The organism is Methylobacterium sp. E-066 (assembly GCF_022829635.1).
GTDB lineage: Bacteria > Pseudomonadota > Alphaproteobacteria > Rhizobiales > Beijerinckiaceae > Methylobacterium.
The window spans coordinates 20,201-44,161 of the sequence record NZ_JAKSYO010000022.1; the positions used below are offsets into that span (position 1 = coordinate 20,201).

Below are 23,961 nucleotides of genomic sequence, written 5' to 3' on the forward strand. Positions count from 1 at the left end.
TTCGCATGACGGCCCCCTACCACGGCGTGTTTCCGGTGGCCCCAACGGTGTTCGACGCCTCCGGCGCTCTCGACCTCGACGGACAGCGCCGGGCGATCGATTTCATGATCGATGCCGGCAGCCACGGCATCTGCATCCTGGCGAACTTCTCTGAGCAGTTCGTGCTCGCCGATGACGAGCGCGAGCGCGTGATGCACGCCGTGCTGGAGCATGTGGCCGGCCGCGTGCCGGTGATCGTCACCACCACGCACTTCGCCACGCAGGTCTGCGCCGAGCGCTCGCGGCGGGCGCAGGACGCCGGGGCCGCCATGGTGATGGTTATGCCGCCCTATCACGGCGCCACGATCCGCGTGCCCGAGCTCGGCATCTACGACTTCTTCCGCGCGGTCTCCGATGCGATCTCCATCCCGATCATGATCCAGGACGCGCCGGTTGCGGGCACGCCGCTCTCGGCCGCGTTCCTCGCGCGCATGGCCCGGGAGATCGCCAACATCGCCTACTTCAAGATCGAGACCGCCCAGGCGGCCGCGAAGCTGCGCGAGCTGATCGCGCTCGGAGGCGACGCCATCATCGGCCCCTGGGACGGCGAGGAGGCGATCACCCTGCTGGCCGACCTCGATGCCGGCGCCACCGGGGCGATGACCGGCGGCGCCTATCCGGACGGGATCCGCCAGATCACCGACGCCTACGCGGTCGGTCGCCGGGAGGAAGCGCTGGACGCCTACGCGCGCTGGCTGCCGCTGATCAACTACGAGAACCGGCAATGCGGGCTGCTTGCCTGCAAGGCGCTGATGCAGGAGGGCGGGGTGATCGCCCACGAGACCGCGCGCCTGCCGATCCAGCCCCTCCACCCCGCCACCCGTGCCGGCCTGATCGAGCTCGCCCGGCGGAACGACGCGCTGGTGCTGCGCTGGGGGCGGTGACTCCGTTCGCATGGCGAGTCGCCGATCAGGTCTCACGGCGATCCTCCGCAACGTTCCGCGTGCCGACCTTTTGCGATTGGTTCGGCATCACCGTTGTTACGGTGAACGTCCACTACGGAGCCATGTCCGGCGCTTCCTGGATGACCAGATCGAGTGCATCGCCGCTATCGTAGCAGCGGAACATACGTCCGCTTTCGGGATCCACACAGCAGCGTGGAAATGACTGCATCGGGTCGATTGCGGATTGGCCGCTTAGGTCGCTTGGAGGCGGTCCGCTCCCGACAGGCGAGCAACGGAAGCGAACCGGACGGCCCGGTCAGGCGGTAGCTTCTGCGCTCCGGAGCTGGGTCTGCGTAGCGACTTCGACGAAATAGCCGCCTTTAGCTTTGAAGTAGAACGTCCAAGCGCCGTGATAGTCGCGCGGCTCTGGCACGTCCCAGCCGCCGGCCTTCAGGCGTGCGTTCAGCGCGTCAACCTGTTCCCGATTTTCTTGGATGAAGCCAATGTGGTGGACGTCGCTATCCTCAGGGTAAACAAAGCTGCCCCGCTTTTTCGCGAAGTCGTTTAGAACCAGTAGCATGCCGCCATCATCTTGCAGGACGGCGAGTGTCTTTCCGCGCATCACCGTGGTGCGAAGACCGAAGTAGGTTTCGAACATCGCTACGTCAGCAGGAACGTCGATGCTGGTGAGATTGATGTGGTTGAGCTTCACTGGACACACCTTTCCTGTTCATCGGAAAGGACGCGCTGGTAGTCGACCGCTGACGGCGGCCGCCATGTACGAGCGCTGAGCCACCCGGACTACCGACCGGGTTGTGACTTCTACACGTCCGAGGCTTGGGTACGCAGCGCTCGATAGCCTGTCAACGAACACGCCTGACCAGAGGGCTGAAACGAGGATGCTTGTCCGCTTTGGAGGCGCCGGCCAAACGCTGCGGACGGCTGACTTGGGTCGATAAGAGATCGTCCGCTTTTCCGGCCGCCGATCTCCGAAGCAGACTTGCGGCTTTCGGCCAGACTACGCCATGCCGGATCCCCGATGGGCGCAAAACCGGTCGTTCGCCTTTGCGCCCATTGCGGCCATTCAGCGGGCTTTCAAGACGTACAATAAGCGGACGCTGCCGAGTGCGCTCGACCATTCGCATTAGATGCCTAATATGGAGCGGACACGTAGACGACGTCCGTTTCAACGGCTTGCCGCCCGCAAGACGACCGGCAGAAACCCACCGTGAACGGTCATACAGCTGCCTCAAATCGTTGCGTACGAAAAACGAACTAAAACTAACGTAGAAAAATTTCTAGAAAGTCTGTCTAAACCTCAAAATAGCAAAAGCTTATTGATTTCAGCTAATTAGGTCAGATCTCGTCGAACAAACTGTGCTCACCTCTTGGAGAATGTCCAAACAGGGCCTTGTAGGCGCGACTGAAGGCGGCCTCCGATTCATAGCCGATGCGCTGCCCTACCTCGCCGATCCGGGCTTCTCCTCGTGCGAGCATCTCCCGGGCGAGATTAAGCCGCCATTCGTTCTGGTAGCGCAATGGTGAAAGGCCGACGAGTTGAGTAAACCGTTCTGAAAAATTTGAGCGCGACATACCCGCAATGTCAGCCAGCGCTTCAACGCTCCACATCTGCAGCGGCTCCTGATGCAGGACTTTGAGCGCACGGGCCACGCGCGCATCAGCGAGTCCGCCCAACCATCCGGATGATGGACCAAGATGAACCCAGGTCCGCAACGTGCGGATGATGAGCACATCGATAATCTTCGAGATCATCAATGCCGCGCCGGGCTGGGTATCTGTCGTTTCAATCATCAGAAAATGCAGGATCCCATCCAACCATCCTTCGCCATCGGCGTGGGGGATATGGATGCGCTGAGGCAGAGCAGAAATCATGCTCCGCAAGCTGTAAGGATCGAACCAGAATCGGCAGATCACAACTTTCGCGTCCTGCGCGGCAGTCAAACGTATGTTGCCCAAACCATGAGGCAGTAGCATGAGGTCTCCCATCTCAACCAGCATGGAATGCGAGTCCTCGGGAGCTGCGCATTGAAAGGCGCCTTCGGTGACGATGAAGGCGTGCGCAATGCTTGGATTCAGAGCGACCTGCCCGCCTGCCGGAATCGCATCGGCATACACGCCATCACCGGTGAGGCGGACCTGCGCCAACACGTGTGACAGCAAATCGCCGGACGCCGCACCACGGGCGGCGTCATCCGGAGGAACGGTCAAGTTTTCTCGTGTTTCAGTTATGGCCATCCCGGCGGTCCCGTCCCTACAAGGTTGAGCAGCAAAACGATCTCACTGCGTCGCTAAAGCCCAAATTTAATCCAGAAACTTATCTCGAAGACAGCCAAGGCGAGGATTTTTGACAGTCCGACTGATCGAGATAGGAATCAATACAAAGGACAACGAAATGCAAGAAACGGCCTCTTCGGAGTGGTTGCGAACCTATTACTTCACGCGGGCCGCGGTTGCCGCGGCCTGGGTCGGTGCCGCACTGACCATCGGCAAAAGCATGCCGCCCGTCTCGATCGCGCTCCTGATCGCCTATCCGGCATGGGATGCCGCCGCCAACCTGATCGACGCTCGCCGAAGTGGCGGCCTCAAAGCTAATCCCAGCCAGCAGCTCAACTTCCTGGTCAGTTTGCTGACGACCGCTGCAGTGATCTGGTCCGTTGGCTACAGCTCCCATACCGTGCTGGTGGTGTTCGGTGTTTGGGCCACGCTGTCTGGCCTCCTGCAACTCGCTACTGGTGTACGGCGCTGGCGGACGGGTGCCCAGTGGGCCATGGTCCTGAGCGGGGCGCAGTCAGCCCTGGCTGGCGGCTTCATCATCAAGCGCGCAGCTGACATCGCGGCCCCCGCAGCCTCGGATATTGCAGCGTACGCCACCTTCGGCGGGTTCTACTTCCTTGTCTCGGCAATCTGGCTGACGGTGCTGATGGCGCGCAGCTCCTCGACCGAGCGTACAGCCTGAGCAGATCCGCTTCCGGTGCTCCGCGCCTGGTAATCGGGTGCGCAGCACGTCCTCCCTTCGCCGCGATGGAAGCTAAAGGCGTGCTTCGATGCCTGAGTCTGCGCCGATCCAAACCCATAAAAGTCCGTGCGAGGCCTATCTACATGTGCTGCACGCCCTCATCCTCCGTGACATGCGCACACGCTTTGGCGCCTCACTCTGGGGCTACGGTGTCGTCGTGCTTTGGCCTTGCGTGCATGTCTTCGCGCTGATCACAATTTACACTTTCCAGAAGATCGCCGCGCCGCTTGGCGGCGACAGGGCTCTATTCTTCGCATCTGGCGCAGTTCCAGTTCTAGTCTTTCAATACGTATCCCGTGAGGTCATGAAGTCGGTCATTATGAACCGGCCGCTGACGTATTATCCGCAGGTCAAACTGTTCGATCTGATATTCTCTCGTGTACTGGTCGAGATCGTGACCGGCTTCCTGGCATTGATCGTGGTCATGTCCGTCTTGACCATCATCGGCGTCGACCCGGTTCCTGCAGACCCTATCACTGCAGTCTGCGGTTATGCTGCCGCCATCATGCTCGGCATCGGCGTTGGCACGATCAACGTCGCCATCATCGGGTTCTTCCCTGGCTGGTTGATCGGCTATGCCCTGTTCAGCATCCTTCTCTACGTTTCCAGCGGCGTCATATTCCTGCCAAGCTTCCTACCTGAACAAATCTATAACTGGCTAAAGTACAACCCCGCTTTGCAGGTGTCCGAGTGGGTGAGGTCAGCTTACTACCCGGATGCTGGCTTGCAGGTCGATTATCTCTATGTCGTTGCGTTCGGCTTGACGTGCGTGAGTGTCGGCCTGTTGTTGGTCAAGCACGTCGTGTCGAAACTGCAAGGCTGAGCGCCAAAAGGCATACGTGCGTGGTCCCTGGATCGCGTCGACACGTTCGAATTCGTTGCTATACCGGCTTCGGTTATTGCTCAAAGGGCGCGTTCGCTTTCGCGTTCAAGCGCACGTTCAGTTGTACGCCTCGCGAGGTCGAATGAACGCCGCGTTCGCGGCTGACCGACAGAAATCGCTGCGCAATTATCGTCCGATCGGGCGCTTGGCCGTCAGAATGCTAGTTGAACGCGAGCCTGCCTTCGGAAAATGCGCGGTGAAGCTGCTACGGCGAAGTTGAGGCGGCAGGGGCTCGACTCCTTGTGCGGCGCTCCTGTTCAGAAGCGGCCATTCCGCTTACGGCCAGCATCTGCTGCGGCGTTCGCTCGTCTGAACGTCTCAGATGGGTGGATTTGCGACGGTCCGCTTTCTGGCAGTAGATGCATCGAAGCAAACATAGCCGCAGGGACCGCTCTCGAAAGTTCCCCACGTCCGGTTCGAGGCTCGTCGCTCTGGACCAAAGCCGATCCGCGTTAGTCTCGGCGAGTGAGACGCTCCCAGTTACCGTGAGCAAGCTTTACCCTGTCGGCGTCGTCGAGCGGGAGCCGGGCGAGGTATCCTCGGGCCTCTCGGCTGGGGCGGTACTGGTAGGGATAGTCCGTGGAAAACAGGACGCGATCCAAGCCTACGATCTCGACGCATCGCAGGAAGTAATCAAGGCTGAACATCCCGCTCGCTGTGACGTAGAGGTTGTCACGCACGTAGTCGGCGACCGGTCGGTCGAGCTTGGCCACGCGCTGGAGCGCGGCCAAGCGCTCCAGATAGAACAGGACCACCTCACCCCAGTGCCCGAGGATGACTTGGAGGCCGGGGTGGCGGTCGAACGTGCCCGCCAGGACGAGGCGCTCGAACTGAAGCCCGGCCTCGTAGTGCCAGCCGAGCCCGTAGGCGGCGAGCGCGAGGTCGACGAGGGCGTCACCAAGAACGCGCCGCATCATCTCGCCGACCATGGCCGAGACGTAGACGGCTTCGGCGCGACCCTGCTCGGGGTCGCTCATCCTGTGCCTTTGTTGCGCTGAGCCCCCCTCGGAGCCGACGGGGGACCCCTCCTATCCCGCGATCGGCGAGCCAGCTCAAGCCGGCTTCAGATGCCGTCGGAGCCAGCGCGTTGCGGCCTCCAGGTTCGGAAAGGCCGGGACCCTGAGTCCGTGCAGCCGACCGAACCCCGCCTCCATGAACCAGCGTCCTGGATGCTCATGACCCAGCTCGGAGAGGTGCACCAGCACCGCCACGAGGAGGCCGTTGGCGATCACCAGCCGGCCTTCGCGATCAGGGCTCGCCGTATCGACGGCGATCGGCTGCAGCACGATCAGCGTCTCGACGTTGCCCGGTTCAGACATCGGCTAGCCCTCCTGGGCGCGACCGGGCCAGCTCAGGGCGCGCCGCTCACCCCAGCGGGTGTTGCGCAGGTGCAGGTAGTTCGGCGTAAACAGGCAGAAGGCCTTCAGCCGCTCGACGTCGAGGATGGTCAACACCCGGTACTTGAGATGGATCAGGCCGAGCGCGCGCAGTTCCCGCAGCGTCCGGTTCACGTGCACGTCGGACAGGCCCATCGTGTCGGCGATCTCCGTTTGGGTGAGCGGGAACGCGTAGCTGTTGTCGGTGACACGCCCGACCGCTTCCAGGCGCATCAGGAGTTCGCACAGGAGGTGGGCGATGCGCTGGACCGGAGAGCGTCCTCCCATGTTCACCAGCCATTCCCGCAGGACAGCACCATCGACCAGGGAGCACCACCAGAAGGCGCGCGCGATGCTCGGATGGTGCACCGTGATCTCGTCGATGGCCCGCCGGGGGATGTCCACGACCTGACAGGTCGAGATGGTGCCGATGCTGTGGTCCATCTCGTCGAGGATGAAGACGTTGAGGTCGCAGAAATCACCCGGCACCAAGAGGGCCATGATCTGGCGCTGGCCGTCCGGGAGCACCTTGTAGCGGCAGGCGAAGCCATCGAGGATGAGCAGGACGTTGTCCGGCTTGTCGCCTTCTTGGATTAGATCCTGGCGTGCGTCGACTTGCCGGACCTTCAGCACCAGGCCGTTCAGGGCCCAGCGCGCCTGGTCCGACAAGGGTTCGAAGCTCTCAAGCTTCCGCGTCAGCGCCTGCTGCATCGGACCGCCCTCATCGGTGGGAGAACGAGTTCGCGTCCGGAAGGTGCCCCTCGGAAGACCATTCGGCCAAGCGGTTACGCTTCTTCGGGGGCATCACCGGCGCAATCCCGGGTGTCCCGCTCTCCCCGGGAACGAATGGCCCGCACCCAAAAAAGCCCCGCCACCCGGACCGGGCGACGGGGCTTTAGTGCGCTCGGGTTGGAAAGAGCCATCTGAGCGATGAAGGGGCAAGGAGCGCTCGCGCGGCGAACTGCGCTCACATCATCGCGGCAACAGCCGGATACTCAATGCCAGCGTATTAGAGAATCGATCCGATCAAAAGACGGGATTTGTCGAGGTTCTGACCTATTTCCGCCTTTTAACGTGACTTGCTGAACGAGCATCTTGATGAAGGCCATGCCGATAGCCGGGCGCGCAGCGACAGCAGGCCGGGATGGAACGGTGAGCCCGACCGGGGCGCGATCGCCTCGGAAACCCGTCTTATGACCGAACGCCCGGACAACCGCGGCCTATTGTAGAGCCTATCATCAGTCGATCCGAAACAGGTTCTGATGGCTGGGAGAGCCGCGCGCTTCCACCTGCAATATGCGGTGGAGCCGTATGAGTTCAGCCCCCGATCATCATGCCATGAACTGGCTCATCCGCAAGCTGGAGAGCATCGCGCGCCTCTCCGACAAGGACCGCCAGGCCATCGAGAGCCTGCCGGTCAGGATCCACAAGCTCGACGCCCGGCAGGACATCGTGCGCGACGGCGACAAGCCCTCGCATTGCTGCTTGATCATCGACGGCTGGGCCTGCCGCTACAAGCTTCTCAGCCAGGGCAAGCGACAGATCCTGTCGTTTCACATCCCCGGCGACATCCCGGATCTCCAGAGCCTGCATATCCACACCATGGATCACAGCCTCGGCACGATGACCAAAGCCACCGTGGCCTTCATTCCGCACGAGAACCTGCGGGACCTGACGGCACGCCATCCCGGCATCGCGGCGATCCTCTGGCGTGACACCCTGATCGACGCGGGAATCTTCCGCGAGTGGCTGGTGAGCATGGGACGGCGCTCGGCCTTCGAACACGTCGCTCACCTGTTCTGTGAGCTGTATCTGAAGCTGCAAGCGGTGGGGCTGGCCGGGAATTACCGTTGTCCGCTGCCGGTCACTCAGGCGGATCTCGCCGATGCGCTGGGGCTCACCCCCGTGCACATCAATCGTGTGCTCCAAGAGATGCGCGGCAAGACCCTGATCACGCTCCGAAGCAGCACCCTGGTGATCGAGGCCTGGAATGAACTTCTGCGTGTCTCCGAGTTTGACCCGACGTACCTGCATCTGGAGAAGCGGGCGACTGGATGACCCTTCGCTTGCAACCGGTGCGGGTCGCCACCGACAGTTACGATATCGACGGGCAGCTGGTCTTCGCCGACGGCTTCCCGGCGGCCGTACTTGTGAAGCTGTCCGCATATCACGAGGACATGGCCGGGATGTGGTTCTTGGAAGCGGGCTTCGGGTGGGTCGATACGCCGAACCGGCCGACCTTCGCCGACCTCGATACCGCCCAGGCCTGGATCGAGCAGCAATTGGCGGACGCGGCCTGAGAGCCTCCTTCAACGCCGGCCATCTTACGATGCGACCGCGCCGTCCCATGCAGCTGCCTCACCTGAGATAAGGCTGGCAGGCCGGCTTCGATCGCGGGGTCGGCGAGCACCGCATCCACCGTGGCGATCTCCTTTGATGTCTGCTGCGATCGGAGACGGCGGGCTTCCGGCGCCAGATCTCTGCGTCCAGCAATTGCCTCTCGATCGGTCATACGACCATCGCTCTGTCCAGCAGATGCGCAATAATTCGCATTGCGCACAACCATTAATCCGGATGAATTTATGATCTTTTGATGCAAAAACTACAGAAATACAGCAAAATATCCTGATGACTGAAATCTTAGACCGATTTAAGACTGTACATTTTGCCGGGCGAATATTACGGGATTAGCTACTGAGAGCCGGCGAGCTCCCGCTTGCGTGAGGGCTGGATATTCGATGCCACTTTTTTTCTTCGACACCGATGACGGCGATTTCCGATTGGAGGACGATGAAGGCTTTGAATTGCCGAGCCTCGATGCCGCCCGCATCAAGGCCCTGGATGCCCTGCCGGATATGGCGCGCAACAAGCTCCCGGACCGGGATCGTCACACGTTTTCGGTTCAGGTGCGCGATGCCGACGGCAATCTGGTCTACTCCGCCTGGCTCGAACTCGTCGGCGAATGGCATGTTCCACGCCACGATTCGTAGGTCCGAAGCCGCGAAGGACCGGGCGATCCTACCATCTCGGCTCGCTCGTGTCGGCGTCCCGCCCTCGAGAACGCTGCCGGCACCTCAGGGTTACGTCAGATCACGAACCCCGCAAACAATTCAGGACATCGGCCCTGAAAAGTGCCGGAACCTCGTCGACAATCTATGTCAATCTCAAGCGCGCAAGTCGATCTTGTATTTCCAGATTTAAATGTCGTTATTTGAGCAAATCAAGCTGATCCGGCCAACATTGGTCTTTTGACAGGCTCGATATAGACCAATTGCCGTAGGAACGAGCGGCTTGCTGCTCACCTCAGATCCAGCTGGCACCTTCGGGAGAATCGCCATGGGTCTGGCCGCGTTCTTGTTCTTCATCGTCCCGTGGATGGCGCTCGCGTTCTGGCTGTTCCGCCTCCCAAGCGCCCTTCGCCTTGGTACCCCGGCCACACCCTGGCGCGCGCTGACGGATTATCCCGATCCGCTGCGGGATCAGCGGTACGAGACCAACGCCTACAACACGGAGGCCAAAGACGGGTCCGGTCCGACCGGTGGCGACAAGCATAGCCCGCTTATCAATCCTTGAGGATCGATCAACGGGAGCGGGCATCGGGAGGCTGTCTGATGACCGTGTCCCTTGCAGCGCCGTTTCGCAGCACTCAGCGTGGCGTTCCTCGTATCTCCGGGTCGAGCCAAGTTGTTGGCGGACGATTTATCGAAAACCGTCAGAATTAAGTTTCTCGACCTAGCGCCTGTGCAATCTTGACGCGTCATCGCCGAGTACCGTCGGCCTTGGCATCGCCTGCGCCGACCTCCTGTTTCCTCCGACCCGTGGGGACGGCGCAGGCGTCCAATCTGGAGCGCCCGGCATGACATACCGCGTCAAGATCGATCGCATCGGGGTGGCCGGCGTGCCGCGGAGCGCCCCACGCATCTACGATGCGAAGGACGCGGCCGATGCCGCAACGATCGCGGCCTACGAGGTCGATAGCAGCAAGCCCGGCCGGCCCCGCGTCGCGATTGTGACCGACGCCTCCGGGCGCATGGTGTTCACCTATTCCGGCCGCGCCGGAACGGCGCAAACATGACCGGGAGGGAGCGTGAGGAATGGGCGCTCGACGACCGAGATGCGAAAGCGCTCATCGGCGTCATGCTCGCGCTCCAGGTGGCCTTCCTGGCGGTCACGATGCTGTGGCTGTGACGCTCGCCGTCGTGGCGCCGAGCAACATCGCCTCTGGAATCCCACTTCCAGAACAGAGGTAACCGCTGAGAACCGTCTCCGATCGCGTCGCGATCGGAGACGGTTCTCAGCCAGACCAGACGATCTCGGCCGACAGGTCGTCGATCACGCCATGAACCAGGGGGCAACGGCCCTCCGGGCCGCCGTGAGGGGCAATCGCACACGGGCGGATCAGGACTGCCGACCACCGTGTCATCCGGATCGTCCGGGAGGGGCAACGCAAAGTCTCCCGTGTCGCCTCGATCAGGCGGCCGCCCGAATGGCCGGTTCCGATGCCCGCGCCACGGCGGCAATGACCTGATCGGGCGCGAGGTGGTGGATCATGTGGCCCATGCCGGGCACGACCATGAACGTGCTGCCGGGCAGTTCCCGGTGCAGCCGCTGCGATTGCCGGCCGACATCGGCGATCTGATCGTCCCCGCCCGTGATGATCACGACGGGGAGCTTCAGGTCCCGGTAGTGGTGCTGAAGCTCCGCGGCCGCCGGCGTCATCGTGGCGGCATCCTCCGCCGAGGCGCGCAGTTGCAGCGGGCGCAGCATCATGGCCTTCGGGAAGGCGCGATCGAAGCGCTCCGAGACGGCGGCCGGCGCGAACATCCCCTTGATCAGGGCGGGCAGCATCAGGCGGCCGGCCAACGGCGACACGGTGTAGCGCATCAGGTCGCCGATCCCGGGGATCGCTACCGGGGCGGTGAGGATCACGTCGGCGCGCAGCGTGGGATAGTAATAGCCCGAGGCCAGGACGAGGCTGCGCACCAGCTGCGGGGCCTGCAGCGCCAGGGCGACCGCGACCAGCGCGCCCCAGGAATGGCCGAGCACGATGGCCCGCGACACATCGAGCCGCTGCAGCGCCTTCTCGAACAGGGTGGCGTGGGCGCGGGGCGTCCAGAGGCCCCGGGGGCGGTCGCTGTAGCCGTAGCCGGGCCGGTCGAAGATGATGACGCGGTAGCGCTTGGCGAGATCGTCGACGATACCGCTCACCAAGAAATCCTGGATCAGGGTGCCGTTGCCGTGAATCAGGACCAGCGGCTCCCCGTGACCGCGCTCGATGTAGTGCAGGCGCACGCCGTCGACGGTCATGAACTGGCCGATCGGTGGGGTGCGCCGCTCCGCCTTGCGGGTCGCCGCCAGCGCGTAGAGGGCCGAGGCGCCCAGGGCGGCGACCGAGCCGATTAGGGTCGGCACGAGCCAGGGGCGGGAGGTGGAGCGACGCGTCATGATCTGATCCTGAAAGGTGAGGGGCCGTGCTCCTGATCAACCGGATCAATCCGAAGCGATGCCGTCCGGGCGGCGAGCGCGACGGCTCGCGCGTCGCGCAGCGTGTTTCGGGACGAGGCCCTACGGCAGCGCGCCGATCATGCCCTTGGCTTCGGTCATCGTATCCTCGCAGGCGTGCTGCTGGCCGGCCCGATCCTCGTCTACCGCCCGGCCGATCAGCCGCCGCGCCTCGGCGATATGGGCCGCCGTCGAGATCATATGGGCGTCGCTCGGCGCGCCGGTCGGGGCCTGCGCCAGGGCCTTCGGCGACTGGCTGCTGCGGACCGTGTGGCCGTCCTGGAGGCCGGCCACGTGGATGGCGCCGGCGCTGTCGAGGCGGCGCTCGATCGTCCCGATCTGTTCGGCGCAGGAGCTGGCCCGGACCGGCAGCTGCGAGAGGCCGAGCAGGAGGGCGGAGGCCCCGAGGGAGAGTACGAGACGCATGAGTGATCCTTGAGATGGAGGGCGGGCTCGCGACGCACGCCGAGCCGGCGGCAAGAGCGGCTGCGGCGATGGAGCGGCCGCAAAATGTTGCACTGCAATAGGGAAACACCGGGTCGTCCCGATCGATCCGCGTCACGGGCGAAAATATTTCCTGCGTCTTCAGAATGAATTTTCCTGGGATCATTCGTCTTTAAACGCCGGTTATTCGTATTGGCGCCTAAAACGGGCGATGGAGATATTTTGAATGAAAGCGCTCACCTGGCAGAGCCGCGGCACAATCACCTGCGAGACCGTGCCTGATCCGACGATCGAGCATGGGCGGGACGTGATCATCATGGTCACCGCCTGCGCGATCTGCGGCTCGGATCTGCACCTGATGGGCGGATTCATGCCGACCATGGAATGCGGTGACATCCTCGGCCACGAGACTATGGGCGAGGTCATCGAGGTCGGGCGCGACAATCACAAGCTGAAGGTCGGCGACCGCATCGTCGTGCCGTTCACGATCTGCTGCGGCGAGTGCCGGCAGTGCAAATGGGGCAATTGGAGCTGCTGCGAGCGGACCAATCCGAACGGCAAGCTGCAGGCGCAGACCTACGGCTACCCCCTCGCTGGGCTGTTCGGGTTCTCGCACATCACCGGCGGTTTCGCCGGTGGCCAGGCCGAGTATCTGCGCGTGCCCTACGCAGATGTCGGCCCCATCGTGGTGCCCGAGGGGCTCAGCGACGAGCAGGTCCTGTTCCTCAGCGACATCTTCCCGACCGCCTACCAGGCGGCCGAGCATTGCGACATCGGCCCGGAGGATACGGTCGCGATCTGGGGCTGCGGGCCGGTGGGCGTGCTCGCCGTGAAGTGCTGCTACCTCCTGGGGGCCAAGCGCGTCATCGCCATCGACAGCGTGCCCGAGCGGCTGGCGCTCGCCCGCGAGGCCGGCGCCGAGACCATCGATCTGGGCCATCAGAACGTGCAGGACACGCTCATGGAGATGACCCACGGCCTGGGTCCCGACTCGGTGATCGAGGCGGTCGGCATGGAATCCCACGGGGCCGACACCACGCTCCAGAAGGTTTCCTCCGCGATCATGGAGCACACGGTGAGCCTGGAGCGGCCGTTCGCGCTCAACCAGGCGATCCTGGCCTGCCGCCCCGGCGGCAACGTCTCGATGCCCGGCGTCTTCGCCGGCCCTGTCGGGCCGGTCGCGCTCGGCATCCTCATGAACAAGGGCCTGACCCTAAAGACCGGCCAGACCCACATGGTCCGCTACATGAAGCCGCTGCTGGAGCACATCCAGAACGGCGACATCGACCCGTCGTTCATCATCAGCCACCGCTCCACCAACCTGGAGGAAGGACCGGCGCTCTACAAGGCGTTCCGGGACAAGACCGACAATTGCACGAAGGTCGTGTTCAAGCCGCACGGCTAAGGGCAAGCGCGGCGGCTCCGGCCGCCGCGCGTTGCATGCGCGATCCGGTTCGCCCCCTCAGTTGCGAACGGATCTCACGGTAATAACAGGACATGCTACGCTCGACGTGGCTGCCTCAGACCCTCCGTTGGCCCGTTCCGGCGCGGCTTTCCCAAAGCCGGACCATTGCCATCACCGTCGCGGCCGCGATCCCGCCGAGGATGACGGCCGGGCGAATGCCGGTCCTTGTCGAAGCCCGGCTCAAAGCCACTTCCAGCCCTCCGGCAAGATTGACGGCCCGCGGCACGAGCTGCGTGTGAAGAAAGTGCTTCGCTGCCGAAGGCCCGTCGGGCTTTCTCAGCATGTAATCGCGGCCGATAACCATCATAACCTCTGTTGTTGATGTATGTTGGAGGCGAATAAATTTCCGGATCCGGGAATTCTTTTATGAAACACCGGTGGATGGCAGGTGTTTCCCTGCCATTGAGGTCCGGAGTTCATCTGTTGGAAAAGCCCACCTTCAAGCCGTACCGCCTGCCCTCCGGCGGATGGGGCTCGGCCCTCTCCGTCGGCAACATCCTGCGGCGTGAGGGCGTGCTGGCGAGCGTTCCGGTCGCGCTGACACGGCACAACAAGGTCGACGGCTACCAGTGCAACAGCTGCGCCTGGGTGAAGCCGGCGAGCCCCCTTCCGTTCGAGTTCTGCGAGAACGGGGTCAAGGCGGTGGCCTGGGAGCTGACCGCGCATCGCTGCACCCCGGACTTCTTCGCCAAGCACACAGTCACCGAGCTCCTGGACTGGGACGATTATCACCTTGAGCAGCCCGGCCGGCTGACCCATCCGCTCCGCTACGATGCGGCGAGCGACAAGTACGTGCCGGTCTCCTGGGGCCATGCCGTCGAGGAGATCGCCCGCGAGCTGCGCGCCGTGGAGGACCGCAAGAAGGGCACGGTCTTCTACAGCTCCGGTCGCCTCTCGAATGAGGGGAGCTACCTCTACGGGCTGCTCGCCCGGCTCTACGGCAACAACAACCTGCCCGACTCCTCCAACATGTGCCACGAGACCACCTCGGTGGCGCTGCCGGCCAGCATCGGCCAGGGCATCGGCACGGTGGCGCTGGACGATTTCGGCAAGGCCGACTGCCTGCTGTTCTTCGGCCAGAACCCCGGCAGCAACGCGCCGCGCATGCTGCACCCGCTGCAGGAGGCCAGCCAGCGCGGCGTTCCGATCATCACCTACAATCCCCTGCGCGAGCGCGGGCTCGAGCGCTTCCTGAACCCGCAATCCCCCGTCGAGATGCTGACCCGCAAGGCCACGCGGATCAGCTCGCAGTACCATCAGGTCAAGGCGGGCGGCGACCTCGCGGCCCTGGCCGGGATCTGCAAGGCGGTTCTGGCCCTCCACGACGCGTCGCTCGCGGAGGGCGGCGGACCGGTGCTGGATGAGGCCTTCATCGCGGAGCACACCCACGGCTTCGACACGTTCCTCGCCTGGCTGCGGGTTCAGGACTGGGACGCGCTCGAGCGCGGCTCGGGCCTACACCGGGCCGATATGGAATCGACCGCCAAGGTCTACAGCGTCTCGAAGGCCGTCATCGCCGTCTACGGCATGGGGTTGACCCAGCACCAAGCCGGCGTCGAGACCGTCCAGATGCTGGTGAACCTGCTGCTGATGCGTGGCAATATGGGCCGCAGCGGCGCCGGCATCTGCCCGGTCCGGGGCCATTCCAATGTCCAGGGTCAGCGCACGGTGGGCATCACCGAGAAGCCCGAGCTGTTCCCGCTAGACCGGCTGGGCGCGCAGTTCGGCTTCGAGCCGCCGCGTGAGGCCGGCTACAACACCGTCGAGGCCTGCGAGGCGGTGCTCAAGGACGAGGTCCGCGCCTTCATCATGCTGGGAGGCAACTTCGTCCGGGCGATCCCCGATCACGGCCAGATGGAGCCGGCCTGGCGCCGGATCCGCCTGACCGTCAACGTCATCACCAAGCTCAACCGCAGCGCCCTGCTGCCGGGGGAGATCAGCTACATCCTGCCGGTGCTCGGGCGCTTGGAGATCGACGAGACGAAGGCCGGCCCGCAGGTCCTCTCGATGGAGGATACCTCGGCCTGCGTGCACGGCAATCGCGGCCTGCGTAAACCCGCCTCGCCGCACCTGATCAGCGAGATTCGGCTGATCTGCGAACTCGCCAGGGCGGTGCTCGAACCCAACCCCCGGGTCCGGTGGGATGAGTACATGCAGGACTATGCCGAGATCCGGAAGGAGATCGGCGAGACGCTGCCGGATTCGTTCTGGGATTACGAGCGGCGCATGTGGGAGCCGGGCGGGTTCCAGCGCGACATGCCGGTGAAGCGCCGCGAATGGTGCACCGATACCGGCCGCGCCAACTTCGTCACGCCGAACGCGCTGGACGAGGATGCCGACATGCCCGCAATCGGGCACGACGTGCTGCGCCTGATGACCCTGCGCAGCAACGACCAGTTCAACACCACCGTCTACGGCTACGACGACCGGTTCCGGGGCATCAACAACACCCGCAAGGTGGTGCTGATGAACCGGTCGGATATCGACCGGCTGGGGCTGAAGGTCGGGCAGGCGGTCACGCTCAAGACGGTCGCGCATGACGGCATCGACCGCCAGCTTTCCGGGCTGCTGGTCGTCGCCTACGACATCCCGATCGGCTGCATCGGCGGCTACTATCCGGAATGCAACGTCCTGATGCCGATCTGGCACTACGCCACCGGCAGCAAGACCCCGGCGGCCAAGATGATCCCAGTCACGATGCACGCGGACAGCGACCGCGTGCTTGAGCCGCAGCTGGAGTATGCTGCCGGCTAGCCTGGCATATCACGCTTCGGTCCATGCGCGTGGCTCAATACAGGACGGATACGAGTCGCTTGCCTATATCCGGCGGCCCCGATGGCCCATCGAGCGTTGCAGTCGGGTAGATGTCAGCCTGTCTGCTTCAGGGTCGAAGAACGAGAACTCAGAGGCCGCACCTTGTGTGGGAGCTGTAGATCCCGGTGGTACTCGCCAAGCCACGGTGCCGTCGTTGGATCAATGGTCCCAAGGCGGGCGGGGCTGCCAGGACGCAGTCAGAAGGTCGACGAACGCCGTGACCTTGGGCGGTAGCAATCGGCGGACCGGGTAGACAACCGATAAGGGCTCGCCTTCCGAGGCATGGCTCGCGAGGATCGGCACGAGCCTGCCGTCGCGCAACGCGTCGGCGATGAGGAACGTGGCCAATTGCCCGATCCCGAAGCCCGCGATGACGGTATCGCGCAGCCCTTCGGCGTTGTTGGAGGTCAGCTTTCCCCCGACCGCGACCATCTGCGGCGCGCCCTGGACGCGGAAGCGCCATTCGACTGGACGGCCGCCGTGATTGAATGTGAGGCAATCGTGGCTTGCCAGGTCGTCAACCGTCGACGGCGTCCCGCGGCGGGCTAGGTAATCCGGCGCGGCGCAAGTGACGAGCGCGTGGGGTGCCACCTTCCGGCTCACGAGATTGCTGTCGCTCATGCTGCCGACGCGGACGGCGACGTCGATGCCCTCGTCGATGAGGTCGACGTAACGGTCGTTGAAGCTGACGTTCACGTCGACCGCCGGCCAGAGCTGCATGTACCGCTGAAGGACGGGCAGCACCTGCAGGCGGCCGAGCGACACTGGGACGTCGATCCGCAGGCGACCGCTCGGCGAGACGCCGCGTGCCGTCACCACCGCCTCGGCGGCCTCCAGTGCCTCCAGGATCTCCGTGCAGCGCCCGTGGAACGTCGCGCCCTCGTCGGTGAGCGTCACGCTGCGCGTCGTGCGATGCAGCAGGCGGACGCCGAGACGCGCCTCCAGTCGGGCGATCCGCTTGCCGATTGTCGAGCGCGACAGGCCGAGCCGTTCGGCCGCAACCGTGAAACTCCGCGCGTCCGCCGCCTGCACGAACGCGACGGTGTCCTCGATGCGTTCAGGAGACATGAGGCGGTCGCCTTGCGGCGCGGTCGCGGCTGAGGCCGGAGGCGCGCCGATCCGCCGCCGAATCCGTCCGAGCCGCCGCGCCGGCGGCTCCCCGGCCGAGGCTATCAGCGGCCCAGGAGCGTGCCGGTATGCAGCAGGTGGCGGACATCGGCGGCGACCTGGTTGCGGGCACCGAGCCTCTCGATGAGCTGGGCCGGGCGGCTGCCCCGCAGGCCTGCGAGCGTCAGCTGCTTGTCCCGGACATACGTGTAGACGCCACTGACGGCAAACGGCGCGGCATGGGCGATATCGGCCGCCAAGCCGTCGCAGGCCCGAACGAAGGCGTCGGACGCGTAGAACAGGCTCCGGTCCAGCGGCGAGGCGAAGGCGAGGTCGAGGATCGCGATCAGGCGACGTTCGGCCGGGACCTCGTGGCCGACGTTGGGCGCCGGGGGAGCCGGCTTGGCGTTGTCGTAGGGGTCCGGCAGGTGGAGGCGGACCCGCAGCACCGCCTCATCGGCGGCGAGCGCCCGGGCTAGGCGACCGACGCGGTCGCCAAACGCCGCCGCGTCGTCGTGGGCTGCGCCAAGATGGAGGTGGATGCGATCGAGCCCGTCATCGGCGTTCGGGGAGGGGTCCGCGACCCGGTCGACCAGCGTCGTCGACCCCTTCGGCAGCGCGTAGGCGACGGTCGCCGCGAACATGTTCTGCTCATCCGCGAACAGGATCGGGCAGGCTTCGTTGAAGGCCGCTTGATCCGCCGCGGAGTGGAAGCCGATCTCGACGCCGCCATCTAGCTCGTAGTCCGGGAACGGCTGGATACCGTCCAGGGCCGGCCAGAGGCGTGCGTCCTGCGCGCGCGCGAGGTGGGTCTGCACGTACCAGCCAAGCCCGGGGATGCGTGCGCACAGGGGGCCGTGCACGTCCCGCCAGTAGGTGGCGAACAGCTCGTACGGGACCTTCGGGTGGCGGAGCACCGTGGTGTACGAGTTGATCGTGATCGACCTGTCGCGGTCGGAATAGTCGACGGACGTCGTGAGCTTGGGCAAGATCGTATCCTTGAGCGAGCGCGAGGGTGGGCCGGGTCAGGCGGCGCGGTAGGACGGGTAGTCGACGTATCCGGCGGCACCGCCGCCGTAGAACGTCGCCTTGTCCGGAACCGCGAGAGGGAACCCTTCCCGCAGACGTGCGACCAGATCTGGATTGGCGATGAACGCCTGCCCGAAGGCGGCCAAGTCGATAGTCCCCGCGCCGACGAGCGTGTTCGCGCGGTCGAGGGTCATGCCGCCAGCGAGGATGATCGCGCCGGTCGGGAAGGCCTTGCGGAGCTTGTCCCAGAAGAGGTGCTGCGCCGGTATGGCATCCACCGCCATCGCGCCGGTGTCGAAGCCCGACTGGTCCATGACGTGGATGTAGGCGATGCCACGCCCGGCCAGCTCGGTTGCCAGGGCAAGGTAGGTCGCCTCGGTCTCATCATAGGCCGGCATGTCGAACAGCCGGCCATAAGGCGAAATCCGGATGCCGATCCTGGCGGCCCCGATGCGCGCCGCGATGGCGTCGACCACCTCCAGCGTGAAGGCGAGGCGGCCGGCGACCGTCGCCCCGGTATAGCGGTCGGTGCGGTCGTTCACGTGCGGGTTGAGAAACTGCTCGTGCAGGTAGCCGTTAGCGCCGTGGATCTCGACCCCGTCGAACCGGGCCTCGACGGCGTTCGATGCGGCGGTCGCGAAGTCCTGCACGACCCGGCCGACCGCGTCGGTCGACAGGGCACGCGGTCGGGACGCCGCGACGAAGGCCGGCTTACCGGCATCGTCGTAGGCATACGCCTTGGCGCCCGCCGCCGTTCTGCCCGATGCGCTGACCGGGGGAGCTTGGTCCTTCTGAAGCGAGGTGTGCGACACCCGCCCGACGTGCCAGAGCTGGGCGAACATGTGGCCGCCGGCGCCGTGCACGGAGTCCGTAACGGTTCTCCAGCCAGCGACCTGCCTGGGGGAGAAGATGCCCGGGTTGAACAGATAGCCCCGTCCCTCCTGGCTGATTGTCGTCCCCTCCGAGACGATCAGCCCGGCGCTCGCCCTCTGCGTGTAGTACAATGCGGTCATCGCATCGGCGGCGTCGTTGGCGGCCCTGGAGCGGGTGAGCGGTGCCATCACGATCCGATTGGGCAGTTGCAGACCCGCCAGGGAGAAAGGGGCGAACAAGGGGGACACGCGGTTCCTTCCGAACTGGGCGACCGGTTCATGTCTCCGATCAAGCGACCTCCTGCTGAGATGTGGGCGCCGCATTCGAACAGAAGATGCATCGGATCCGATCTGTGGGGACGCAGCGTCCCCAATCCGGTCGGCTGGCCGTCGAGAGCATTCCGTACGACCATCACGAGGGGGGGGTGGCGAACCTGCCTCTTGATGGCTGGGACAGTCCTTGTCCCTCAATCTATCGATAGCTGGGCTCTAGGCCAAAAGGGCCAAGCCAATCTTTACGAACGACGTCGCGCATGGTGGTTTCGAAAAACTGACCAGATCCCTTCCTGCAACCAAGTTGAGGCGGCAGCCAAATGGCTGCTTTACGACTCCAACGCCTCCGAAGCGGACATGCCGCTTTCGGTCAGATGCTGTCGTTCGTGGCGGCTCAGACGTTGGTGCCCGGAACCATCTTTTATCGGCGTGTGATGTGCGGCCTGCGTCAAGAAGTCCGGTTTGTTCGTTCTTCGATTATGCGGAGCGCGTCGAGCCGCTCATCGTCGTTCGGAAGTGCGCGGAAAGCCCGGATCAACCTGGCGAGCAGGTATGTGCCGTGCAGATCACCGGCCTTGTCCAGTTTGACAGCACCTTCAGTCGCAAACGCTTGCACAGGTACGCTGAGGGCTGCCGCAATCAATCGCAGGAGATGATCGTCTCGCTCATCTTGCGCCAAGGGCTACTCGAATTTTCTGTCGGCCGATGCGGCATGCCCCGTACCTAGACGATCAAACCGAGCCGGAAACCCTCGGCGACAGACTGAGCCCGATTGCGTGTTCGAAGTTTCGTGCGCACCCCGCGCAGGTGTGAGTCGACCCCGTGTTCCGAGATGCCCATGATCTCGCCGATTTCCCAGTCGGTTTTTCCCTCAGCGGTCCACTGAAGGGTCTCACGCTCGCGCGGTGAAAGGCCGGCGGATTGTTCGATTGGCTGGCCGCGCACAAGCAGGCCGTGACCGAAGGCGTAGCTCGCGACAAGCGTCAGCATTCCGCGATGCTCAGGGGCTATCTCGAGCCGGCGGCCCGCAAAGCTCATCCCGCCGATCTCACCCTCGACGGTCGTCAGGGGGACCGTGTAGCCGTCGCGAAGGCCGAACTCGGCCGCCTCGTTCATGATTTGAACAGCGGTCTCCGACGTCGGCGACGGGAGTGCGGGGTCGCGCCAGCCAAATCCCGTCTGCCTGTGCAGGGTTTGAACGACGATCGGATCGTGTGCGGCGTAGCGCCGATGCAGGTACCGTTGCCGCCACTCGTCGGGAACGCTTTCCATCACCAGGAACTGCCGGTTGAAGCCGGTCAGGGCGGAAGATGTAGGGAGAAGCCCGGCGATGATCGCGTCGATCCCAAAACCCGCGAGTTGGCGGTGTACCGTTGAAACCACCTCGGGAACGCTGACAGCTCGGTCAAGCTCTTTGAGCAACTTGAGCGTGTGATCGAGTGATTTTCGGCTCACGACAGCCCCAATCGTCTGCTCTCGAAAGCTTCGAGCCGCGTTTCAACTGACGATAGCACCGAGACCTCATCTCCGGAAATAGCCCACACTGCGCAACAAACGGGCGGACACCACGCGTTCGCGTGGTGTCGCGCGCCTCGTCGGGCGGGCACACCAAGCACGGAGGTGTTTCATGATTCAAGTCATCACTGCCGCGAATGTCGATCATAACCGAGACCTAATGGAGCAAGCGTGGCGCCTGCGGCATAGGATTTTCGTGGAGGAGATGGGCTGGGCAGCAATCGCGCGCGATGACAAGCGTGAGATCGACGAGTTTGACGACGAGCACGCCGTCCATCTTCTCGCAGTCGACGACGATGAGGTTGTGGGATACTCCAGGCTTCTTCCAACTGCACGCCCCTACGTTCTCTCCACGCATTTGCCTCAGCTTTGCGAAGGCGTGCCACCCTCCTCGCCGCATATCGTCGAATGGAGTCGGATCGGCGTCGCCGGTTCCGCTCGCACCTCGGGCCGTCGGCTTAATCCAACAGCCCTGGCCATTCTCACAGGCATCGTCGAGTGGGGGTTGCCGCGAGGCCTGAAAGGCTTCGTCTCCGAAATGCCGACGAGTTGGCTTCTACGGCTGCTTCAGTTGCATATCCATGCCCTGCCACTTGGGCTTCCGCAGATGATCGATGACGTCGAGATCGTCGCGGTCAATGCCGGCTTCGACGGCCGCAGCCTCCGACAGCTCCAGAAGATGCGCGGAAGCACGGACTCGGTCTTGGCGCCAGAGAGCCGGGTCGCTGCCCGGCTGGCAAGCTGAAGAAGGCCACCATGTCATGAGCAACGCGCTGGCCAATGGCAGCCATGTCGATGACGGGGGTGAGCTCATAAGGCGCGCCGCCGAGCAAGCCCTGGATCTTCGACAAACCGTCAACGAACTTATTGACCCGAAGCTACGCGAACTTGTTGACGTCGTACTGATCGAACTTGGATTTCTCCTTTCCAATCTGAGAGGATGATCAATTTGAAAAAACTTTTCTAGGTAACAGAACCCACAAATAACGACAATTGGCAGCTTTCTTTGCCTATCAACATCATCTTCCTGTCGCTGGAATCCGTCAAAAATCCAGCGGCAGGTCACTTATTTCTGAAAATATCTACTGGCACTGCGAAGACCTACCAAGTGGAATCAATCTTATGCTTTCGCCGGCAGTAGGGGGCAATGTGAGGAAAACTTCAATGACTAAAATGTCTTCTCAAGATTTACTGCCACACTCATGCCTTAAGCTAGCAGCTGAGATCACGGCCGCCTATGTGACCAACAATCACATCGCAGCCGCTGATCTGCCAGGCTTGTTCGAGTCCATTCATTGGGCACTCTGCAGCCTGGGACAGCCATCCGACGAACTCCATTCAGCCATCGCAACTACTGAAGTCCCGACTCCTGCACAGATCCGCAGATCGGTCCAGCATGACCATATCATGAGCTTTATTGACGGACGTTTGTACAGGACCCTAAAGCGACATCTCACCGCCCACGGTCTTACGCCTGAGACGTACCGTGCCCGCTACCGCCTGCCCAGCGACTACCCGACTGTGGCCCCCAGCTACGCCGAGCAACGCTCGGCGATTGCAAAGGCGATCGGTCTTGGGGTACCGGGGGCACGGAGTGTTCGGCACCCGCAACAAGCCGCAGAATGAGACCCGGAGGCTCACCTTTCGCCCGAACCAAGATTCGGGGGGGCTGCGATAGCCCGAGAACTCGCATAGGCCGTTGATCACAATCGGGGTCAACCTCGGCATGGCTCAAAGCCATACCTCAGGGGGGGGCTACTTTTAAGGGGTGGAGTCACGTCAACGGTGAGGTCTACGGCGCTACGGTGGCAAAGCACCGCGTGGTTTGTCTCTCAGTTGGCGGGAAGCAGTCTTTCCTCTAGCGGTTAGGTTGCGACGATCAAATGCTTGATGCCGGGGGCGAACGTTTTCGACACGAGTTATCCGGTCAGGTCCTCCATCCCGGAGAGCAGCTGGCCGTTTGCCAAGCCCCGCTCTTCGTATGACCGGTGGTGAACGGCGCCCTGAGGTCGGAGCCGGCATCACCCTTCAGGAACTGGCACCGAAGAAGGAGCTTGGCTCACCGAGTCGGCCAGTCGCCGGCTGGGAGAAACGCATGTCTGCCGATACCGAGAAGCACCGCGCTCTGCTTGGCGCCCACAAGGACGCTCAAGGCAAGGGCAACGGTTCATGCGAGAAGGCTGTCACCGATAGAAGGGCCTGCTTTGGAACCACGTATCAGCCTCGTCACTCTCGGCGTCACTGACCTCGACCGCGCAACCGCCTTCTACGAAGGGTTGGGCTGGCCTCGCCGGGTCGTTGCCGCACAGGGTGTCGCCTTCTTTCAGCTGGGCGGTCTGGGTCTCTCGCTCTATCCACGCGCTGAGCTGGCCGCGGATGCTGGCGTCCCTCTGCAGAGCCTCCCCTCACAGGGCTTCACGCTCGCTTACAACACGCGCAGCCGTGACGAAGTGGATGAAGTGCTCGCGCGTGCCGAGGCGCTCGGAGGGACGATCACCCAGTTGGCGCAGAACGCGGTCTGGGGTGGATACCACGGCCATTTCTGCGACCCGGATGGGTTTGTGTGGGAGGTGGCCTGGAACCCTGACTTCGCTCTCGCAGACGACGGTTGCCTGATCCTCCCGACGTAGCCTTCATGGCTGATCCATGGAGGTCTGCCTCCGACCCTTCTCAGACCCTCGGAAGGTCCGCTTCGCAGCTGCCTAATGGAGGACGCTCCAC

At 63.6% G+C, this 23,961-nt stretch carries 27 protein-coding genes; 14 read left to right on the forward strand and 13 right to left on the reverse strand.

Translation table 11 applies throughout. The annotated features are described in order from the left end of the window. The first annotated feature begins 5 nt into the window (after positions 1 to 5). On the forward strand, positions 6 to 923 hold the full coding sequence (locus tag MKL20_RS01150) for a dihydrodipicolinate synthase family protein (protein ID WP_244035124.1): 918 nt from the start codon (positions 6 to 8) through the stop codon (positions 921 to 923). A 316-nt stretch (positions 924 to 1,239) separates the two neighbouring features. On the opposite strand, the gene MKL20_RS01155 is transcribed toward MKL20_RS01150, so the two are convergent. Both MKL20_RS01155 and MKL20_RS01160 read right to left on the reverse strand, forming a co-directional pair. Further along, positions 1,240 to 1,635 (reverse strand): VOC family protein, encoded by a 396-nt coding sequence (locus MKL20_RS01155; RefSeq protein WP_244035125.1) that lies wholly within the window; start codon positions 1,633 to 1,635, stop codon positions 1,240 to 1,242. A 644-nt stretch (positions 1,636 to 2,279) separates the two neighbouring features. Next, positions 2,280 to 3,173: an AraC family transcriptional regulator gene (locus tag MKL20_RS01160; protein ID WP_244035172.1), complete on the reverse strand. Its 894-nt coding sequence runs from the start codon at positions 3,171 to 3,173 to the stop codon at positions 2,280 to 2,282. Between the two features lie 163 nt (positions 3,174 to 3,336). On the opposite strand from MKL20_RS01160, the gene MKL20_RS01165 reads away from it, so the two are divergent. Both MKL20_RS01165 and MKL20_RS01170 read left to right on the forward strand, forming a co-directional pair. After that, positions 3,337 to 3,900 carry a DUF308 domain-containing protein gene (locus MKL20_RS01165; RefSeq protein ID WP_244035126.1) on the forward strand — a complete coding sequence of 188 codons (564 nt, stop codon included), beginning with the start codon at positions 3,337 to 3,339 and terminating at the stop codon, positions 3,898 to 3,900. A gap of 88 nt (positions 3,901 to 3,988) precedes the next feature. Beyond that, a complete protein-coding gene (locus MKL20_RS01170) occupies positions 3,989 to 4,783 on the forward strand; it encodes an ABC transporter permease (RefSeq protein WP_244035127.1) in 795 nt (264 codons plus the stop codon). A gap of 512 nt (positions 4,784 to 5,295) precedes the next feature. On the opposite strand, the gene MKL20_RS01175 is transcribed toward MKL20_RS01170, so the two are convergent. The 3 genes from MKL20_RS01175 to MKL20_RS01185 form a co-directional block, all read right to left on the reverse strand. After that, positions 5,296 to 5,820, reverse strand: coding sequence for an amidohydrolase family protein (locus MKL20_RS01175; RefSeq protein ID WP_244035128.1), 525 nt, complete (start codon positions 5,818 to 5,820; stop codon positions 5,296 to 5,298). 75 nt (positions 5,821 to 5,895) lie between these two features. Further along, entirely contained in the window at positions 5,896 to 6,162 is a 267-nt protein-coding gene (locus MKL20_RS01180) for a hypothetical protein (RefSeq protein ID WP_244035129.1), read from the reverse strand. Between the two features lie 3 nt (positions 6,163 to 6,165). Next, entirely contained in the window at positions 6,166 to 6,930 is a 765-nt protein-coding gene (locus MKL20_RS01185) for a Crp/Fnr family transcriptional regulator (protein WP_244035130.1), read from the reverse strand. A 627-nt stretch (positions 6,931 to 7,557) separates the two neighbouring features. Between MKL20_RS01185 and MKL20_RS01190 the strand changes: the two genes are divergently transcribed. The 5 genes from MKL20_RS01190 (at position 7,558) to MKL20_RS01210 (ending at position 10,294) form a co-directional block, all read left to right on the forward strand. Beyond that, a complete protein-coding gene (locus MKL20_RS01190; RefSeq protein ID WP_409568087.1) occupies positions 7,558 to 8,277 on the forward strand; it encodes a Crp/Fnr family transcriptional regulator in 720 nt (239 codons plus the stop codon). Next, entirely contained in the window at positions 8,274 to 8,519 is a 246-nt protein-coding gene (locus tag MKL20_RS01195; RefSeq protein ID WP_244035132.1) for a hypothetical protein, read from the forward strand. The genes MKL20_RS01190 and MKL20_RS01195 overlap by 4 nt, the downstream gene beginning before the upstream one ends. A gap of 420 nt (positions 8,520 to 8,939) precedes the next feature. After that, complete coding sequence (locus tag MKL20_RS01200; protein WP_244035133.1) at positions 8,940 to 9,209, forward strand: DUF6894 family protein; 270 nt, start codon at positions 8,940 to 8,942, stop codon at positions 9,207 to 9,209. A gap of 346 nt (positions 9,210 to 9,555) precedes the next feature. After that, positions 9,556 to 9,792 (forward strand): hypothetical protein, encoded by a 237-nt coding sequence (locus MKL20_RS01205; RefSeq protein ID WP_244035134.1) that lies wholly within the window; start codon positions 9,556 to 9,558, stop codon positions 9,790 to 9,792. A 283-nt stretch (positions 9,793 to 10,075) separates the two neighbouring features. Then, the gene (locus MKL20_RS01210; RefSeq protein WP_244035135.1) at positions 10,076 to 10,294 is read left to right on the forward strand and encodes a hypothetical protein; all 219 of its coding nucleotides are present in this window, start codon (positions 10,076 to 10,078) and stop codon (positions 10,292 to 10,294) included. A gap of 395 nt (positions 10,295 to 10,689) precedes the next feature. Here the strand turns inward: MKL20_RS01210 and MKL20_RS01215 are convergent, their stop codons facing one another. Both MKL20_RS01215 and MKL20_RS01220 read right to left on the reverse strand, forming a co-directional pair. Then, entirely contained in the window at positions 10,690 to 11,664 is a 975-nt protein-coding gene (locus MKL20_RS01215) for an alpha/beta fold hydrolase (protein ID WP_244035136.1), read from the reverse strand. 120 nt (positions 11,665 to 11,784) lie between these two features. Beyond that, positions 11,785 to 12,147 (reverse strand): hypothetical protein, encoded by a 363-nt coding sequence (locus MKL20_RS01220; protein ID WP_244035137.1) that lies wholly within the window; start codon positions 12,145 to 12,147, stop codon positions 11,785 to 11,787. Between the two features lie 244 nt (positions 12,148 to 12,391). On the opposite strand from MKL20_RS01220, the gene MKL20_RS01225 reads away from it, so the two are divergent. Continuing rightward, entirely contained in the window at positions 12,392 to 13,570 is a 1,179-nt protein-coding gene (locus tag MKL20_RS01225) for a zinc-dependent alcohol dehydrogenase (protein ID WP_244035138.1), read from the forward strand. Positions 13,571 to 13,685: 115 nt separating this feature from the next. Here the strand turns inward: MKL20_RS01225 and MKL20_RS01230 are convergent, their stop codons facing one another. Next, a complete protein-coding gene (locus MKL20_RS01230) occupies positions 13,686 to 13,937 on the reverse strand; it encodes a hypothetical protein (protein WP_244035139.1) in 252 nt (83 codons plus the stop codon). 74 nt (positions 13,938 to 14,011) lie between these two features. Here MKL20_RS01230 and MKL20_RS01235 point away from each other — a divergent pair, with 74 nt between their 5' ends. Beyond that, positions 14,012 to 16,384, forward strand: coding sequence for an FdhF/YdeP family oxidoreductase (locus MKL20_RS01235; protein ID WP_244035140.1), 2,373 nt, complete (start codon positions 14,012 to 14,014; stop codon positions 16,382 to 16,384). 219 nt (positions 16,385 to 16,603) lie between these two features. On the opposite strand, the gene MKL20_RS01240 is transcribed toward MKL20_RS01235, so the two are convergent. From MKL20_RS01240 to MKL20_RS01260, 5 genes are all read right to left on the reverse strand, one after another. Further along, positions 16,604 to 17,512 carry a LysR family transcriptional regulator gene (locus MKL20_RS01240; protein ID WP_279594449.1) on the reverse strand — a complete coding sequence of 303 codons (909 nt, stop codon included), beginning with the start codon at positions 17,510 to 17,512 and terminating at the stop codon, positions 16,604 to 16,606. Positions 17,513 to 17,616: 104 nt separating this feature from the next. Then, positions 17,617 to 18,540 (reverse strand): hypothetical protein, encoded by a 924-nt coding sequence (locus tag MKL20_RS01245; RefSeq protein WP_244035142.1) that lies wholly within the window; start codon positions 18,538 to 18,540, stop codon positions 17,617 to 17,619. Between the two features lie 36 nt (positions 18,541 to 18,576). Then, positions 18,577 to 19,701 carry an alkene reductase gene (locus MKL20_RS01250; protein WP_244035143.1) on the reverse strand — a complete coding sequence of 375 codons (1,125 nt, stop codon included), beginning with the start codon at positions 19,699 to 19,701 and terminating at the stop codon, positions 18,577 to 18,579. Between the two features lie 472 nt (positions 19,702 to 20,173). Then, positions 20,174 to 20,404 (reverse strand): hypothetical protein, encoded by a 231-nt coding sequence (locus tag MKL20_RS01255; RefSeq protein WP_244035144.1) that lies wholly within the window; start codon positions 20,402 to 20,404, stop codon positions 20,174 to 20,176. A 44-nt stretch (positions 20,405 to 20,448) separates the two neighbouring features. Beyond that, complete coding sequence (locus tag MKL20_RS01260) at positions 20,449 to 21,180, reverse strand: autoinducer binding domain-containing protein (protein WP_243970933.1); 732 nt, start codon at positions 21,178 to 21,180, stop codon at positions 20,449 to 20,451. Positions 21,181 to 21,352: 172 nt separating this feature from the next. Between MKL20_RS01260 and MKL20_RS01265 the strand changes: the two genes are divergently transcribed. From MKL20_RS01265 to MKL20_RS01280, 4 genes are all read left to right on the forward strand, one after another. Next, positions 21,353 to 21,985 carry an acyl-homoserine-lactone synthase gene (locus tag MKL20_RS01265; RefSeq protein ID WP_244035145.1) on the forward strand — a complete coding sequence of 211 codons (633 nt, stop codon included), beginning with the start codon at positions 21,353 to 21,355 and terminating at the stop codon, positions 21,983 to 21,985. 16 nt (positions 21,986 to 22,001) lie between these two features. Next, on the forward strand, positions 22,002 to 22,184 hold the full coding sequence (locus MKL20_RS01270; protein ID WP_244035146.1) for a hypothetical protein: 183 nt from the start codon (positions 22,002 to 22,004) through the stop codon (positions 22,182 to 22,184). A gap of 229 nt (positions 22,185 to 22,413) precedes the next feature. Beyond that, complete coding sequence (locus tag MKL20_RS01275; protein ID WP_244035173.1) at positions 22,414 to 22,866, forward strand: MucR family transcriptional regulator; 453 nt, start codon at positions 22,414 to 22,416, stop codon at positions 22,864 to 22,866. A 578-nt stretch (positions 22,867 to 23,444) separates the two neighbouring features. Further along, on the forward strand, positions 23,445 to 23,870 hold the full coding sequence (locus MKL20_RS01280) for a VOC family protein (RefSeq protein ID WP_244035147.1): 426 nt from the start codon (positions 23,445 to 23,447) through the stop codon (positions 23,868 to 23,870). Positions 23,871 to 23,961: the final 91 nt, after the last annotated feature.